At 51.1% G+C, this 16541-nt stretch carries 18 protein-coding genes; 9 read left to right on the top strand and 9 right to left on the bottom strand.

Features of this window, described 5'->3' with window-relative positions; genetic code table 11:
* Window positions 1-11: 11 nt before the first annotated feature.
* The 3 genes from DRJ53_RS05300 (at window position 12) to DRJ53_RS05310 (ending at window position 3491) form a co-directional block, all read left to right on the top strand.
* Window positions 12-1112, top strand: coding sequence for a trypsin-like peptidase domain-containing protein (locus DRJ53_RS05300; protein ID WP_114234563.1), 1101 nt, complete (start codon window positions 12-14; stop codon window positions 1110-1112).
* Window positions 1113-1214: 102 nt separating this feature from the next.
* Window positions 1215-1817: an AAA family ATPase gene (locus tag DRJ53_RS05305; RefSeq protein ID WP_114234564.1), complete on the top strand. Its 603-nt coding sequence runs from the start codon at window positions 1215-1217 to the stop codon at window positions 1815-1817.
* Window positions 1818-1826: 9 nt separating this feature from the next.
* Window positions 1827-3491, top strand: coding sequence for a glycosyltransferase family 39 protein (locus tag DRJ53_RS05310; RefSeq protein WP_114234565.1), 1665 nt, complete (start codon window positions 1827-1829; stop codon window positions 3489-3491).
* A gap of 50 nt (window positions 3492-3541) precedes the next feature.
* Here DRJ53_RS05310 and mtgA read toward each other — a convergent pair whose 3' ends face one another.
* The gene (gene mtgA / locus DRJ53_RS05315) at window positions 3542-4258 is read right to left on the bottom strand and encodes a monofunctional biosynthetic peptidoglycan transglycosylase (RefSeq protein WP_114234566.1); all 717 of its coding nucleotides are present in this window, start codon (window positions 4256-4258) and stop codon (window positions 3542-3544) included.
* 253 nt (window positions 4259-4511) lie between these two features.
* On the opposite strand from mtgA, the gene DRJ53_RS05320 reads away from it, so the two are divergent.
* The 3 genes from DRJ53_RS05320 (at window position 4512) to DRJ53_RS05330 (ending at window position 5991) form a co-directional block, all read left to right on the top strand.
* On the top strand, window positions 4512-5318 hold the full coding sequence (locus DRJ53_RS05320; RefSeq protein ID WP_123893377.1) for a hypothetical protein: 807 nt from the start codon (window positions 4512-4514) through the stop codon (window positions 5316-5318).
* A 129-nt stretch (window positions 5319-5447) separates the two neighbouring features.
* Complete coding sequence (locus DRJ53_RS05325) at window positions 5448-5699, top strand: type II toxin-antitoxin system ParD family antitoxin (protein WP_114234568.1); 252 nt, start codon at window positions 5448-5450, stop codon at window positions 5697-5699.
* Entirely contained in the window at window positions 5692-5991 is a 300-nt protein-coding gene (locus DRJ53_RS05330; protein ID WP_114234569.1) for a type II toxin-antitoxin system RelE/ParE family toxin, read from the top strand. Before DRJ53_RS05325 ends, DRJ53_RS05330 begins: the two co-directional genes overlap by 8 nt.
* 81 nt (window positions 5992-6072) lie before the next feature.
* On the opposite strand, the gene DRJ53_RS05335 is transcribed toward DRJ53_RS05330, so the two are convergent.
* The 3 genes from DRJ53_RS05335 to DRJ53_RS05345 form a co-directional block, all read right to left on the bottom strand.
* Window positions 6073-6762, bottom strand: coding sequence for a LysE family translocator (locus tag DRJ53_RS05335; protein WP_114234570.1), 690 nt, complete (start codon window positions 6760-6762; stop codon window positions 6073-6075).
* A gap of 52 nt (window positions 6763-6814) precedes the next feature.
* On the bottom strand, window positions 6815-8380 hold the full coding sequence (locus DRJ53_RS05340) for a GH3 family acyl-acid amido synthetase (protein ID WP_114234571.1): 1566 nt from the start codon (window positions 8378-8380) through the stop codon (window positions 6815-6817).
* Between the two features lie 160 nt (window positions 8381-8540).
* The gene (locus DRJ53_RS05345) at window positions 8541-9713 is read right to left on the bottom strand and encodes a glycosyltransferase family 2 protein (protein WP_162303807.1); all 1173 of its coding nucleotides are present in this window, start codon (window positions 9711-9713) and stop codon (window positions 8541-8543) included.
* 121 nt (window positions 9714-9834) lie between these two features.
* On the opposite strand from DRJ53_RS05345, the gene DRJ53_RS05350 reads away from it, so the two are divergent.
* The 3 genes from DRJ53_RS05350 to DRJ53_RS05360 all read left to right on the top strand — a co-directional run bounded on the left by DRJ53_RS05350 (window position 9835) and on the right by DRJ53_RS05360 (window position 13359).
* A complete protein-coding gene (locus DRJ53_RS05350) occupies window positions 9835-10617 on the top strand; it encodes an inositol monophosphatase family protein (protein WP_114234573.1) in 783 nt (260 codons plus the stop codon).
* Window positions 10618-10711: 94 nt separating this feature from the next.
* Window positions 10712-11752 carry a thiamine-phosphate kinase gene (thiL, locus tag DRJ53_RS05355; RefSeq protein ID WP_114234574.1) on the top strand — a complete coding sequence of 347 codons (1041 nt, stop codon included), beginning with the start codon at window positions 10712-10714 and terminating at the stop codon, window positions 11750-11752.
* Between the two features lie 182 nt (window positions 11753-11934).
* A complete protein-coding gene (locus DRJ53_RS05360; protein WP_162303808.1) occupies window positions 11935-13359 on the top strand; it encodes a S41 family peptidase in 1425 nt (474 codons plus the stop codon).
* Between the two features lie 47 nt (window positions 13360-13406).
* Here the strand turns inward: DRJ53_RS05360 and DRJ53_RS05365 are convergent, their stop codons facing one another.
* The 5 genes from DRJ53_RS05365 to DRJ53_RS05385 all read right to left on the bottom strand — a co-directional run bounded on the left by DRJ53_RS05365 (window position 13407) and on the right by DRJ53_RS05385 (window position 16451).
* Window positions 13407-13793 (bottom strand): MGMT family protein, encoded by a 387-nt coding sequence (locus DRJ53_RS05365; RefSeq protein WP_114234576.1) that lies wholly within the window; start codon window positions 13791-13793, stop codon window positions 13407-13409.
* A gap of 38 nt (window positions 13794-13831) precedes the next feature.
* Window positions 13832-14317, bottom strand: a complete 486-nt coding sequence (locus DRJ53_RS05370; protein WP_114234577.1) for a hypothetical protein — start codon at window positions 14315-14317, stop codon at window positions 13832-13834.
* 444 nt (window positions 14318-14761) lie between these two features.
* Window positions 14762-14965 carry a C1orf53 family protein gene (locus DRJ53_RS05375; RefSeq protein WP_240040711.1) on the bottom strand — a complete coding sequence of 68 codons (204 nt, stop codon included), beginning with the start codon at window positions 14963-14965 and terminating at the stop codon, window positions 14762-14764.
* A complete protein-coding gene (gene trmB, locus DRJ53_RS05380; RefSeq protein ID WP_114234579.1) occupies window positions 14955-15665 on the bottom strand; it encodes a tRNA (guanosine(46)-N7)-methyltransferase TrmB in 711 nt (236 codons plus the stop codon). The genes DRJ53_RS05375 and trmB overlap by 11 nt, the downstream gene beginning before the upstream one ends.
* A gap of 99 nt (window positions 15666-15764) precedes the next feature.
* Complete coding sequence (locus DRJ53_RS05385) at window positions 15765-16451, bottom strand: sterol desaturase family protein (protein WP_114234580.1); 687 nt, start codon at window positions 16449-16451, stop codon at window positions 15765-15767.
* Window positions 16452-16541: the final 90 nt, after the last annotated feature.

Here is a 16541-nt window from a genome sequence, read left to right on the forward strand (position 1 = left end):
AAATCACCGGTTTGACTACCCAGCAGATCATCGAACTATATCGCCCCGCTATTATCCAGATTGCTACGCAAACGAGCACGGGTACGGGCTTTTATTTAAAAGAGTTCAACCTCATTGCCACCAACGAACACGTGGTGGGGCAAAATGCGGAAGTAACCATTGCAGGGCGCCTGTTTGAAAAGCGCATTGCACGGGTGTGGTACACCGATAAAAAACACGACCTCGCATTTTTGCAGCCGCCCGAAGATGTGGCCCTGGCCGAAGTGCGGCTGGGCAACTACGCACAGGTACATGATGGCGAAGTAGTGGTAGCCATTGGTCACCCGTATGGCCTCAACTACACCGCTACGCAGGGCGTGATCTCAAAAGTGGATCGGGTACGCGATGGCGTAAAATACATTCAGATCGATGCGGCCATTAACCCCGGCAACTCGGGTGGCCCGCTGGTAAATAAACAGGGCGAGATCATTGGCGTCAACTCGTTCATCATTCGCGGCGGCGATAACCTGGGTTTTGCCCTGCCGGTCAGTTACCTGCGCGAAGCGCTGGAGCTGTACCAGTCGCACCGCGGCGAACCCTCCACCCGCTGCCACAGCTGCAATTACCTGGTGGTGCCCTCCAATATCGACGCCACGCGGTATTGCCCGTTTTGCGGCACCGAGGTAAAACTGCCCATGCCGCCCGAGCGGGAACGCAAGCCGGTGGGCATTGCCAAAACAGTGGAAGCCATTTTGGAAGACCTGGGCAAAGACGTAAAACTGGCCCGCGACGGTGCCAACAACTGGAGCGTGAAAGAAGGCGCCGCCAAAATAAAGATCAACTACAACCCCGAAAATTATTTTGTGGCCGGCGATGCCTACCTGTGCCAGTTGCCTGCCGATACCACCCGCATCAAGCCGCTGTACCAGTTTTTGCTCTCCGAAAACTTTAAACTGGATGGGCTGGTGCTTAGCTGCACCAAGCAAAACATTGTGCTTTCCTGCATCATGTACGACCTGGACATGACCCGCGAAAACGGCGCCGATATGTTTCGCCAACTATTTCAAAAAGCCGATTACTACGACTCGCTGCTGGAAAAAGAATTTGGCTGCCAGGAGTTGCTGGAAGAATAAGCAATAAGGGAACATACAACAACACAAAAGAGCACCCGAAACCAACAGGTGTCTATTTTATATTTTGCCTTTTGACTTCCCCGCCTTCCTACCTTCGCAGCGATGAAAAAAGTGGTTGTCATTGGTCCGGAAGCCACCGGGAAAAGCACCCTTTGCGAAGGTCTTGCGGCCCACTACGGTACGCTGTGGGTGCCCGAATATGCACGCCATTTTCTATTGCAAAACGGCACCGACTATACGTTCAACAATCTGCTTCAAATAGCGCAGGGACAACAAGCACTTGAAGAAAGCACCGCAGCACAACTGGCCGAAAGACAACATAAATCTGGAATAGAAAATCCGAAATCCGAAACCCGAAATCGGTCAACTGCCAACCGTCAACTCCCAACCAATCCTCCCCTCATCATCGACACCAACCAGTACGTTATGAAAGTATGGTGCGAAGTGGTGTTTGGCGCCTGCCATCCCTGGATTTTAAAAAAAGCTGCCCTGGCGCAATACGACCTGTACCTGCTGTGCAACGTAGACCTGCCCTGGGTACAGGACGGCCTCCGCGAACAGCCCGACCCCAAAATGCGGCAGCGGCTTTTTCTGGAATACAAAGACATTTTAGTAAACGACGGCACACCCTGGGCCGTGATCTCGGGCAACGGTGCAGAACGCCTGCACAATGCCATTCAAATCATCAACCAACACCTGTACTAACCCATAGGCATGAACGCTTTTATAAAAAAAAATCACCGCACCCTTTTTTATGCAGCCTGGCTGCTTATAGGATTGCTGCAGGCCGGCCTTACGCCCCTGCAGGATGACGAAGCCTACTACTGGACCTTTTCCCGCTTTCTCGACTGGGGCTATTTCGACCACCCACCCATGACGGCCTTGCTTATTAAAATAGGCTATGCCCTGTTCCCCAACGAACTGGGGGTACGCCTCATGGTGGTATTGCTCAATACTGCCACGGTAGCCATTTGCGAAGCGCTGACCGAACGAAAAGCCCCGTTCCTGTTTTATGCGCTGTGTGGTGTGCTGGCCGTGTTGCAGCTTTCGGGGTTCATGGCCGTACCCGATTTACCCCTCTTGTTTTTTACTGCGCTGTTTTTTTATGTGTACCGCCATTTTGTAAAAGACGCATCGCCGCGCAACATCGTGTTTCTGGCCCTTGTTACTGCAGCTCTGATGTACAGCAAATACCACGCGGTGCTCATTGTTTTTTTTACCCTCATCTCCAATCCCAAACTGTTTACCCGCTGGCAAACCTATGCCGCAGGCATCATAGCGCTGGTGCTATTTCTGCCGCACCTGTGGTGGCAGTACGGGCACGACTGGATCTCGTTTCGCTACCACCTGTTTGAAAGCAATGTAAACCCGTACAAATTCAATTACACCACCGATTACATCCTGGGCCAATTGCTCATCACCGGCCCGTTGGCAGGGTTTATTTTATTGCCGGCGCTTTTTATTTATAAGCCCAAAAGCATCAACGAACGGGCACTGAAATTCACCGGTATTGGTGTGTTGGCGTTTTTCCTGCTCAGCACTTTTAAGGGAAAAGTAGAAGCCAACTGGACGGCGCCCATGGTGGTACCCATCCTGGTGCTGTGCCATCAGCACCTGCAGCAGCGCACCAAGGCCCGCCGGTGGATTGGGCGGCTGGTGTTGCCTACATTGATATTGGTTGCAATCATCCGCTTTGTGATGGTGGTGGACGTGGTGCCGGCCCGCGTGGTGCAGGAGCGGTTTCATTATTATCATGGCTGGCCCAAAGAGCTTAGCCAGCGCACCGGCAGTTTGCCCTTAGCTATTCCGTCGTCGTATCAAAAAGCATCGCAGTACTGGTTTTATACGGGCAAACCTACCTACTCGGTCAACGAATACATCTGGCGGCGCAACAACCATAATTTCTGGCCGCTGGAAGATTCGCTGCTGGGAAAACCGGTGGCGGTAATAGATGGCGCCCAGCCTTGGACCGACTCGTTGCAAACGCCAATGGGCACCATTCATTGGAGCGTGGACAGCGCCTTTCATTCTTTTTCCAAAATAATGATCCGCCCCGGGCAAAGCACTTATGAAATAGCTGCCGGTGCGCCGCTCAACATCACTGCCCGGGCCGATGTGCCGCTGCATTATGCAGCTTACCTGCAACAGCACCCCGATGTGGATGCGCCGGTAAAAATTGGTTTGTTTAAGGAGGGAAAATTAGTGCACGACCTGCCGCTGCAATTGTCGGTGCAGGGACTTGTAAAAAGCCCGCAGCAAAGTTTTCAATTGCCGCTTTCGGTGCCGCCGGGTACATATTTCCTGCGCTTTGCCATTGGCTCCGATGCGGGTTGGTTTACCCACAACAGCGATAAGATCAACGTGGAGGTGAAGCCGTGAATGGGCAATGGTGAGTGGTGAGTTTATTATTGACCATTCCCCATTCACCCTTATTGCAGCAGTTTCTGGATATCGGCATCGCCATCAAGGGCAGCCATCTGGCGCTGTACCCATGCACTGCGGCGCAACACCTGCGGGTGCAGTGGTTTTACTGTAAACTTCTTGGGGTTGGGCAGCGAGGCTGCGATCATGGCCGCTTCGCGGCGGGTTAGTTTGGATGCCGGTTTTTTAAAATAAGCCTGCGCTGCTGCTTCGGCGCCATACACGCCGCGGCCCATTTCAATGACGTTGAGGTACACTTCCAGTATGCGTTCTTTACCCCAGATCCATTCAATCATTTTGGTAAAATAAACCTCGAGGCCTTTGCGTATCCAACTGCGGCCCTGCCACAGGAAAACGTTCTTGGCCGTTTGCTGGCTGATGGTGGAAGCACCACGAACCCGCTGCGGTTTTTTCTCGTTGTGCTTGCGGGCCTTGCTGATGCTTTTCCAGTCGAAGCCGCCGTGGTCGGGGAAAACCTGGTCTTCGGAGGCCATTACCGCCAGTTTCATGTTGGGCGAAATTTCGGAGCCGTCCACGTAATCGCGTTTTAGCCAATCGCCGCCGAGGAGGCTGCCTAGTTGCGTGAGGGTAATGGGCGGATCGATCCAGCGCAGCGCCACGATGTACACCAGTTGCACAATAAACAGGGTGATCACCACCCGTTTTACCCATCCCCAGAACGACCGCCTGCTTTTGGGAGCAGCGGCTTTTTTTTGTTTTGCCATCGGTGCGGCAAGTTACTCCTGCAAAATAAAGAGCGGAAAAAATGTTTGCTGCAGCGGCCCATTTTGGCGCAGCCAAAAACCTACGCAACCCGCTTAAAACCGGCATGCAGCAAGCAATACAAAGAAGTGGATAAAAGGCGCCATGCCAAAAATGCATTATACGGCACTTTGAGTATAATCATCATATGGCATCTCTGTAGTCATTAAAAATGTCATTCATGTATCGGTCCTTTACTCTTTAAATTATTTTCCTATGAACAAGATATATAGGAGCGCCATATTGCTCTTTTGCCTGGCCATATATATGCAAAACACGCAGGCCCAAAACGCCACATTTACATCTGCCACAGTACGCACCAGCGCCGCCTCGTTGCCCCTAGCTACCCAGCCCAGCCGGGAAGCATTGGTACCGCAGGTAAGCCTCCGATCCGCTAACGACGCACAATCCATACTCCGGCCCGCCTCGGGCCTGCTGGTGTACAACACCAATGCAGCACTAAGCGGCGGCAGCGGTTATTATTACAACTCCGGAACGCCAACGGCGCCGGTGTGGGCCAAACTGGTAGCACCCAATGTGGACGAAGCAGCCGCTGCGGCCCCCGCCGAACCCGAGCTGTTCCCGATGGGCGAATTGTCGATGACCAGCAACGTGGTGCCTACCGATATTTCCGCATCGGGGGTATACCACAAAGTGGCCGGCGGCACGCAGTTTACCGGCAAGGCCTACAGTTTTGCCAGTTCCGAGGCCAACACGCTTACTTATACCGGCAGCGTCACCAAAATGTTTCATATTTCCTGCACGCTGGCTGCATTTTCGGCGGAGCCAAACCAGGTGCTGAAAGCAGTGGTGTATAAAAATGGAAAGCCCCTTTCGGCCGGTACCATTCAAACAAAACTCGGCGACAGCAACGAGGTAACTTCTACCGCCATCCAGGTAATGACGCCGCTGAGCAAAGGAGATAGCCTGGAAGTGCGGGTAATGAACCTTAGCGGCCACAGCAACATTACGGTGACCGATATGAACCTGTTTGCAATGGGTGTGAGTATGGGTATTAAATAAGGCTTGCAGCAATCCGCGGATTGAAAAGGTTAGCTATTTGGCTTGGGGCTGAATGGGTGACCTTTTTTGTTTTCGAATAGCTTCTTTTGCAATTACCAATTTTTGGTAATTTTAGGCAAACCGTGTAGCATGGGACGCAATACATCTGTTTCGCTGGGCGACTATTTCGAAGACTTTGTAGAAAACCGAATTGCCGAGGGCAGGTATAAAAATGCCAGTGAGGTGATCAGGGCGGGATTACGGCTTTTGGAAGCAGAGGAAAACCGGGTTGCTGCTTTGAAGCATGCAATTATTGAAGGAATAAACAGCGGCATTGCGCAAGACTTTGATGCAGATCAGCACTTGCAACAATTAAAAGCAGCAAAGCAGCGGAGTGCCTAAGTATTTTATTACCAAAAAAGCCGTTGAAGACCTTACTGCAATTTGGGAATATACCTTCGAAACCTGGTCGGAGCGGCAAGCCGACAAGTATTATGCAATGCTGGCCGCAACTTTTGAGCAAATCCTAGAGCATCCGGAAATGGGAAAAAAGTATCCGGAGGTTGATGCTGGGTTGATGGGCCTTCGCGTAGGAAAGCACATTGTATTCTACAGAATGATGCCTGCCAATGACATTGAAGTGATCAGGATTCTCCATCAAAGCATGGACTTAAAAAGCCGGATGGAAGAATAGGTTTTTTTAAGAATACAATTTGCGGGTTTGTTGGGTTAAAGTTTCCAAGTCCACCTTTTTAGTGCGCTCAATTTTTTTACATCATCCACCTACGCCAGCCGTCGTTACCGTTTCGATCTTACTCACCGGTTCGCCAACTGCCTGGATGGGGCTGTAAAAAAGCAACCCCCACAGCAAGGCAATGCCAAAGCCCACCAGGATCATCCCGTTGAGCCGGTTGATGAGCAGGATGTTTTTGGGCGTCAGCCGCCGGCGCAGCTTGCCGGCCAGCACCACTTTCAGCACATCGCCGGCAAACACCAGCACCAAGGCCAGGCTGAAAATAACAATGCGTTGCTGCACCGTGTTTTCGATAAATGCCGTGGACGTGGTGAGCCAGAAAAGAATGATGGCCGGGTTGAGCATGTTCATGAAATAACCTGCCAGGAACAGTTTCAGGTAATCCCTTTTCCGCACCTGGATGATCTGCTTGCCCTCCTGGTTGACCTGCACTTTTTTGAAAAACAAAAAATATACGCCTACGGTAATCAGGAACAGGCTGCCGCCAATACCAATGTACTTGCGGTACTCGGTCAGGTTGGAGAACAACTCGGTAAAAATATTAGAGGCAACAGCCAGCGAAATATCGGAAAACGAAACGCCGATAATAAAAGCAAAGCCGCCTTTGATGCCGTTGTTGATGCTTTGTTTTAAAATAGAAAATATGACCGGCCCCACCGATATGCTCAACAACAGGCCCAATAAAAGTCCTTTCCAGATAGCCTCTGCCATAAGTGTGAAAAATGTAGTCCGAAGTCCGATGACGAAAGTCCGATGAAGCCTTTTAATTGAGTTGTTGTTCTTCCGACTTCCGACCTCCGACTTCCGTCTTTTCCAAATACTCCTTCCAGTCCTGCAGCATTTTGCCTTTCAGTACCCGCGGAAATTTGTGCTGGCTGCCCAATTTTCCTTTTTGCGCCATAAAACCCATAAAGGTTTCTTCGGGCAGCTTTTCCAAAAAAACTTCTTTCAGTGCGCTGGTGCGCTCCACGGCGTAGTCGTCGTTGAGGGCACACAGGTGCTCGTCTATACGGCGGCCCAGCAGCGCGGGATCAATGGAATCATCGCAAGCCACAAACCATTTGTGGGCAAAAAAGCTTTGGTGCGGAAAACCCACCACCGTGTATTCGGGGATGGAAATATTGAATTCTTCGCTCACCAACTGCACAGCGCGGTTCATGTTTTCAACGCTCAGGTGTTCGCCCACCAGACTCAAAAAGTGCTTGGTGCGGCCGGTGATTACCACTTCGGCACGCTCCAGGTCCACAAAGCGCAGCGTGTCGCCAATCAGGTAGCGCCACGATCCGGCGTTTGTGCTCATCAGCAGGGCGTATTCTTTTCCAAGCTCCACTTCATGAATCATCAAGGCCTCGGGCTTTTCCACCATTTTGCCATCGGCATCAAAGTTTTTGTCGTTGAACGGCACAAACTCCATGAAGATGTTGTTGTCCAAAATCAGGCGCATGCCTTTAGCATGTTCGCGGTCTTTAAACCCAATAAAACCTTCAGAGGAAAGATAGTTTTCGATATAAACAATCGGTTTGCCCAGCAGCTTTTCAAAGCCTTTTTTATAGGGCTCAAACGCCACGCCGCCGTGCACAAAAAACCCGAGATTGGGCCATATATCGTGGATGGTTTTTACCTTGTAATGGCTCACTACCATTTCCATCAGCATCTGGCACCAGGCGGGCACGCCCACAATATAGCCGATGTCCCACTCCGGGGCTTTTTCCACTATTTCGTGGAGCTTTTCGTTCCAGTCTTTAATCCGGGCGATGCGGCCGCCCGGTTTATAAAAAGTTTGGAACCAGAACGGGCGGTTTTTCATTAAAATGCCCGACAGGTCGCCGGCATACCAGCCCGCCTTGCCTTTTTGCAGGTCGGTGGCGCCGCCCAGCATCATAAAATCTTTGGTAACCGCATGCCGCGGCAGGTGCTCATAGCTAAACAGGGAAATAAGCTGCCGCAGGTAATTGATGCGGTTGCTGCGCAAAATTTCTTTGGTAACCGGTATGTATTTTGATGCCGACTCGGAAGTGCCTGAAGACAGCGCATAAAACTTGATCTTGCCCGGCCAGGTCACATCAGGCACGCCATCGAGTGTTTTTTTCCACCACTCCTCGTAAATCTTGTTGTAATCGTGCACCGGCACACCTTCCTGAAACGCCTTGCCCGCATGGCGGCTCATCAGGATCTCGTCGAACCGGTAGCGCTGCCCAAACTCGGTAAAGCGGGCACGTTTCAACAGTTTTTTTAACACCTGCAATTGCTGCCGCCGCAGGTCGTTCTGTGGCAAGCGCAGTGCAGTGGCAATCCGTTTGGGAATTTTAAAATCAATAATACTCGCCATGCATCCTGTTCGTTAATCGTCAAATATAAAGGTAAAGACAGGGGATTTACGATTTAGGATTTTGGATTTACGATTGTTTTAGGAAGCGGAGCGGAAGGGATGAGGGATGGGGATGTGTTGATGGCTGGCCGGTTCAGTGCAGCAAATGTCGATCTGAAAATCAGCCTGCCAGGTTGATGATGGTGCCCCGGTCCGAGCTGTTATCGCTGCCCACAATGCTGCCGCTGCCCGCTGCATGTATGCGGTACCGGAAAGCCTTTGGGTGGCGGCGCATGGCTGCAATTATTTCTTTAAAAGAAAGCACTCCTTCGCACAGCACCAGCGTTTGGGCCTGCTGCGGTGTTGTTGCGGCCAGGTTTTCAAGATGCTGCACGGGCGTTGTTTTGTCAAATGCTGCAGCTAACTGGCGGACTTGATCTTCCGTGCCCACAACAGCAACCGCCCCGGTTGGGGGCTGCAATTTCTTCGACTCTTTTTTCCATAAATGACGGCCCAATATGGACAGGAAAGCACTGGCCCCAATGGCGGCACCCAACGCCAGCCGGAGCAGACTGGCTCCCAGGCCTTGGTAATGTTTGCGTACAAAAATGATCATGGCACCATAAAATCGCCGCACATAATCGAGGCTGGCCTTGCGGGTGCTTTCGCCCTTGAAATGAATGATGGACGTTTCGGCCAGGTAATAATTTTTAAATCCAGCCTTTTGAATGCGGTAGCTTAGGTCGATGTCTTCGCCGTACATAAAAAACGCCTCGTCAAAAGCGCCCACTTTTTGCACCACCCCTCGCGGTATCATCATAAAAGCGCCGGCCAGAACATCAACTTCATGGTTTCCGTTTTCTACTAAATGGCCCAAATAATACCGGGCAAACAGGGGCGATTGCGGAAAAAGGCTGGCCAATCCCGTCAGCTTAAAAAGGGAAGTCATCGGATGGGGAAAGCCGCGTTTGGATTCTTTTAAAAAAACACCAGCCCCATCAATCATGTGTACGCCAACGGCGCCGGCCAGCGGGTGTTGGCCTAAAAAATTCAGGCAAACATGCAGCGTGTCTTCGGCAAGGATAGTATCGGGGTTGAGGAACAGCACATTTTTCCCGCTACTGTTTTTCCAGCCCAGGTTGCAGGCCCGTGCAAAGCCCATGTTTTCTTTTTGCAATAAAAAAACAACCCTTGGGAAACGCGGTTGTAAATACTCCATGCTGCCATCGGTTGATGCATTGTCCACCACAATTACTTCCGCCTCCAGCCCCGCTGTGGCACGCCGCACCGAATGGAGGCACTGCTCCAGAAAGTATTGGACGTTGTAAGAAACAATTATGATGGAGAGTTGCACGGGGGCAAGATAAGTAGGAAGACCGAAGTCCGACGTCCGAGGACAGTTGCCACTATTGTGGTTGTCTTCCATCTTCGGACTTCCGACCTCCGACTTCGGACTTCAAACCTACCTTTGCCCCATGTACAAACAAACCCTCTTAACCGCCATCGAAGCCGCTGCTGCCGTTATCCGGCGGTTTGATGATATTGCCTTTGATATTGCCTCGAAAGACGGCCGCAACGACTTGGTGACCGAAGTGGACCATGCTTCCGAAAAAGCTATTATTGAAACCATCCGGGCCCAATTTCCCGACCACCATATTCTTACCGAAGAATCGGGCGACCTGCCGCAGGCCTCCGAATACAAATGGATCATCGACCCCATCGACGGCACCATCAATTTTGCCCACCGCATTCCGATTTGCGCCATCTCAATCGGGTTGGAGTACCAAGGCCAAATGGTGTTGGGTGCGGTGTACAACCCGTTTATGAACGAAATGTTCCTGGCCGAGCGGGGACAGGGCGCCACCTTCAACGGCAAACCCATCCAGGTAAGTAAAAAAGAGCGGGTGGAAAATGCCTGCCTCGTTACCGGTTTTCCCTACACCTACCTCGATCAGCCCAATGGGCCGCTGCAGGTATTTGAACGCTTTATCCGCCGCGGCATTCCGGTGCGCCGCCTGGGCTCGGCAGCCTTGGACCTGTGCTGGGTGGCCTGCGGCCGTTTTGATGGTTTTTACGAACACAGCCTGAAACCCTGGGACAGCGCAGCGGGTTACCTGATGGTGCAGGAAGCCGGCGGCATCGTTACCAACATCCACGGCGAGCCTTACTCAGTTTATGAACCCGGCATCATTGCCGCCAATGACATAATGCATGGTGATTTGGTGAAATGGGTGAAAGGAGAAGTCGGAAGTCTGTAGTCCGAAGACGAAAGATAGATAGCACCATTACAAATGTCTTCGGACCTCGGTCTTCCGACTTCTGACTTTCCGGCTACCTTCGCATTTTACAACTATGGAAGAACGCACCGAAATAGCATCATTGGGCGAGTTTGGCCTGATTGAGCACCTGACCAAAAATTTTGAGATCCAGAATGCATCCACCATCGTTCCGGTGGGGGATGATGCGGCCGTGATCGACCATTACGGTAAGCAAACTGTACTCACCAACGACCTGCTCATTGAAGGCGTGCATTTCGACCTGATGTACACCCCGCTGAAACACCTGGGCTACAAAACCGTGGTGGTAAACGTCAGTGATATTTACGCCATGAATGCCACGCCTACACAGATTCTGCTGGGGCTGGGCTTTTCCAACCGATTTAGTGTGGAGGCGCTGGACGAGTTTTATGCCGGCGTGCATGCAGCCTGCGACGAATATGGCGTAGACCTGATTGGCGGTGATACCAGCACGTCGCAAAAAGGATTTATCATTTCCTGCACCGCCGTTGGCGAGGTAGCGCCGGATAAATATGTACGCCGCAATGGGGCAAAAAAGGGCGACCTGCTGTGTGTGTCTGGCGACCTGGGCGCTGCATTTCTGGGCCTTACTTTACTGGAGCGTGAAAAACGCATTTTCCTGGAAAACCCACAGGTGCAGCCCGACCTCGAAGGCGAAAAATATACTGTAGGCCGACTGCTGAAACCTGAAGCCCGAAAGGACATCATCCGGTTTTTTGAAGAAGCCGAACTGACACCCACCGCCATGATCGACGTTAGCGATGGCCTTTCGTCCGAGATCCTGCACATTTGCAAGCAAAGCAATCTGGGCTGCGTGTTGTACGAAGAAAAAATCCCGATTGCTGAAGAAACAAGGGAAGCTGCCTTTAAATTCAACCTCGACCCCACCACCTGTGCCCTCAGCGGCGGCGAAGATTACGAGCTCCTGTTTACCATCAGCCAAAGCGATTACGATAAAGTAAAAGAGCACCCACAGATTAGTGTTGTGGGCTTTTTGAACGAAGCCGAAGAGGGCCGCATTATTTATACAAAGGGCGGCACCAAACACGCATTAACTGCGCAGGGATGGAACGCGTTTAATAAAGGAGGCGCCTGAGCATGAAGGGATTTACGATTGACGATTTGGGATTGACGATTTGTGGTAGAAGCATTTCCCTAAATGGCGTGTATAGCACCAGCAGCAGCTCCAATCGTAAATCGTCAATCCCAAATCGTCAATCCTTTGTATTTGCCATTGGTTTACTCCTGCTGCTCTCTGGTTGCCGCGCAGTAAAGCATTTGCCGCAGAATAAAAAATACAGTGCGGCGGCGCTGCAAAAGGAGTTTGATCTTTTTAGGGAGATACTGGAAGATGCCCACCCTGGCCTGTACTGGTACTACACCAAAGATTCGGTGGATCGCCGCTTTGACCATGCCCGCAGCATGATCCGCGATTCGATGAATGAAATACAATACCGCAATGTGCTGTCGTATGTGGTGTCGGGCATTGGTTGCGGACATACATCGGTGCGGCCATCGCTGGCTTATGCCAGGGCCAGCCGCAGCAGCAGCCGCTTTTTTCCGCTGGTGCTCAAAATATGGCCCGATACTGCTTACCTCGTTGCCAACCTCAACCGCCGCGACAGCCTGCTGAAAACGGGCGCCATCATCCATTCCATCGACGGGCGGCCCATGCAGCAAATTATCGATACGCTGTTTCAGCACCTGCCTACCGATGGCTACAACCTTACCCATAAGTACCAAACGCTGAGCAACCGCGGCGGATTTGGCAATGCCTATACTTCCCTTTTTGGCTATAAAACAAGGTATAGCGTAGACTTTACCGATATTACTACGGGCCGCAGGCAAACGGTGCAAACACCGCTGTACCGCATCATTCGCGACAGCACGGCCCGCGCCAACGAGCCGCCCCGCCCCATTGGCCCCAACCGAAGGGAGCGCCGCAAACTGGATTTGCAAAATACCCGCAGCCTGCGCTTTGATAGCGCCGCTAACCTGGCGGTGATGGACCTCGGTACATTTACGCACAGCTACCGGCTGCGCCGTTTTTTCCGGCAATCTTTTCGGGAGTTGGATAAAAAGGGCACGCCCAACCTCGCCATCGACCTGCGCGGCAATGGCGGCGGCATCATTACCTACTCCAACCTGCTGACGCGGTACCTGGCCGATAAGCCTTTTAAAGTGGCCGACTCGCTGTACGCGGTTCGGCGCTGGAGCCGCTATGGTCGTTACCGGAATGAGCGCCTGTTCAACAGCATGTTTTTGGTGGCGTTTACCCGCAAACGCAGCGATGGATACTATCATTTCCCGTTTTACGAACGCAAATACTTCAAGCCCCGCAAACGGCACCACTACAATGGACAGGTGTTTTTGCTCACGGGTGGCAATACCTTTTCCGCAGCCACGCTGGTGGCAGCAGCATTGCAGCCGCAGCAAAACGTGCAACTGGTGGGCGAAGAAACCGGTGGCAGCGCCTATGGCAACAATGCCTGGCTGATACCCGATGTAACGCTGCCGGTAACCAAGGTAAGATTCCGACTGCCGCTATTTAGATTAGTGGTAAACAAAAACACGCCGAAAGATGGCCGTGGCGTGCAGCCGGATGTGGAAGCGCTGCCTACAACCGAAGCGTTGCGCAAAGCCGTTGATTTTAAAATGGAGCAGGTGCGCACCCTTATACAAGCAGGTGCCGACAAACCATAAAAGCAGTTGCCCTTTGCCGTTATATTTTATTGAGTAAAAAAAAGCAGCTACACGGTAAGCGTTTTCGGGTCCCAAAACAGCCGGTCAAAATCCTGTACTTTATCTGCTTGTACCTCGATGCCTTCCCGCTCCAGCAACTCCTGCATTTGTGTAGGCGTGGCAAAATGAATTTTTCCGGTAAGCAGTCCCATGCGGTTGACCACGCGGTGTGCAGGTACCGGCGGGTGCACGGCATGAGCGCCGTTCATGGCCCAGCCCACCATGCGTGCCGATGAACGGGTGCCGAGTGCTGCCGCAATGGCGCCATACGATGTAACCCGTCCTTTTGGAATTTGCCGCACCACATCGTACACCAGCTCAAAGAACGATGCATCCCTTTTACCCGAAGGGGTTACTTTATTGAGTGCTTCGCGGGTAGTGGGCCGGCGGGGCATAGGCTATGTTTTAAATGAGTTGGCAACAGATTTTTTGGCTATGATTTCTTTTTACGCTTTGCAGGTTCGGCAGCTTTGGGTGCTGCCGCATCATCTTCTGTAATGGTGTAATCCACTACATCGAATTGCAGTTTCGAAGTATCGTCCGGCGTGGAGCTGAACGAGATTTTTGTCTGACCGTTGGTGCTTTCAATTTCAATGTAGGCGTCTTGCATGCTGCCGCCTTCCGGGGTAACCTTGCCTTTGTACCTCGTTTTACCGTTGTGCAAGTATTCGGTCCATTCGCAGGTAAGCACTTCTGTTATTTCGCCCTGTATCGTTGAGGTAGCCCTGTCCATAGCCATGTAAATATTCATTTTACCTTGATCAATAGCCAAGGTCATTTCAAAAGGCATTTCCTGTTGGGCGCTGCCGTATTTGATTTCCCGCCCTTTATAACATTTAAAAGTTACTGATTTATCGCATTGTGCGGCGCTGAACAAACCAAAGAGTATAACCGGAAGCAGCAGTAAAATCTTTTTCATTGCAGGTAGTTTTTGGAGGAATTGTGCGGGTGTTCAAATATAAACTTCTTTGGCTATGATAGGACGCGGCTGTCTTTTATTAAGGACAAAAACGCTGCATTGTTGGCAAACTATTTAATTGATTCTTTTGCTCTTTTATTCCGGTAGAAAGAGATCCGAAATCAGGCTGTCTTTGATTTCGGATTGGTGTTCTGATGAAGCCTTTGTGTTGATGCGACAAACGATTATGTACCGTTATCCAACTATGTCTATGTAATTGTATCTGCGAAATACACAACTATTTCAAATGTTGCCAACAATCAAATGCATAGCTTTTTCCATTCCACATTTTTATAAAACGATTGAAACTTTCTTTTTTGAAATGCAATCACAACAACCTCAACGAGGTAAACACTTCTTCGTGTTGCTCCGTGTTCTTCGTGCCTCCGTGGTTCAAAAAACCCACTACTCTTCTTTCTTATCCCCGGCTTCACGTTCCGCCCTTTGCTGCAGCAATTCCGATCTGCGCGGCTCCCGTACAGCAGAGTAATTGAACGGGCAATGCAGGCATCCGCGGCCGCAGCAATAGCCCCGTGCCCGGTGGTATTTTTCGGTAAACACCAGCAAGCCCTGGCTATTAATATAATATTCTTCGCCCTCAGTCAACACCGGCTTCTTCTTTTAGCATTTCGTGCAGCCGCACATCCAGCTCGGCGCCAGGCAGCTCGGCGGGCAACGAAAAACATACATAGTGCACCTTGTTGCTGCCCGCAATATCCAGCCCTTCGTAATGCGTTTTGATCTGCAACTCCGGGTCTATTTGCGGTTGTGCATATACGTTATCGGTAGCTTGATGCAGCGTGCAGCCATACAGTTCAATCACCTTCAGGGTAAATTCGTACAGCACCGGGCTGTCGGTTTTGAGGTTGATTTTTCCACCGGGCTGCAGTATCTGCTGGTACAGCCGCAAAAACTTGGGATGCGTCAAGCGTTTTTTATCTTTTGAAATACGCAGTTGCGGATCGGGGAATGTGATCCATATTTCCTCCACTTCGCCGGGAGCAAAAAACTCGTGGATGCGGTCGATTTGTATGCGTAAAAAAGCAACATTGCTGAGGCCTGCGGCGGTTGCTTTTTTGGCGCCCACCCACAGGCGGTTGCCTTTAAGGTCCACACCCACAAAGTTGCGCTGCGGATGCATTTGCGCCAGCCCCAATGCATATTCGCCTTTGCCGCAGGCCAGCTCCAGCGTTAGGGGTTGGTCGTTATTGAAGTACTGCTGCCATGCCCCCTGCATGCTTTCCGGGTTTTGCAATACGTTGGAAAACTGCAGCAGCTCGGCAAATCGCTTTAATTTTTTTTGGCCCATAATACACTTCTCTTTCTACAGCCGGACGACCTGCCCAAACACCGCAACTGCATCGAAAACAGTTGCGGTGTTTTTGCTGTTCAGGGCACAAAAATATGATTATGCTCTTTTGTCGCCTTCTTTGCCACTGGCAAACATCAGTTCCTCCACTTTCCGCTTGTCTTCTTTTTCTGTATTCAGGTCGAACATGGTACCAAACACATGATCCCACAGCGTGGAGCTCACGCCAAAACCTTTGTGCTCATCTTTGTAATGATGCAGGTGGTGATTGCGCCAGAGGGGCTTCATCCATTTGAAGGGCGGGTTCCATGCATGAATGGCATAGTGCATGGAAGCATAGAGCAAATAGCCCAATACAAAGCCGGGGAAAAATGCAAAGGCCGCGTTGCCCATTACCAGGTACTGCGCCGAAAAACTAACGATGGCCACCATCAGGTTGGGCACCGGCGGCATAAACAGCCGTTCCCTGTCGCGGGGATAATGGTGGTGGTTGCCGTGCATGATGTAAATGATTTTTTGTGCCCGCTTACTGTCGGCAATCCAGTGAAACAGGTAGCGGTGCGCCAGGTACTCAAACAGCGTCCAGGCAAACATACCCGCCAAATACAACAGGGCGATGTTGAGGCCACTGTAGTTGTAATTGCGGGCAGCATAAATAGGAAACCCAATCATTACCGGCATGTACATGCCCCAGATCACCAGCGGGTGTGATTTGGTGAGCATTTCCAGGTAAGGATTGTCGAACAATTTCGCTTGTCCCTTGTTGTGAATTTTCTCGAATTTCATTGTTAAGGGCTTTTTGGGTGGTGAAAAAAGAATCTTGGCTGGTGCATTTGTAACACTGCAACAATTGCACGTTATACAATGGGCACATAT

The organism is Paracnuella aquatica (genome assembly GCF_003332885.2).
GTDB lineage: Bacteria > Bacteroidota > Bacteroidia > Chitinophagales > Chitinophagaceae > Flavisolibacter > Flavisolibacter aquaticus.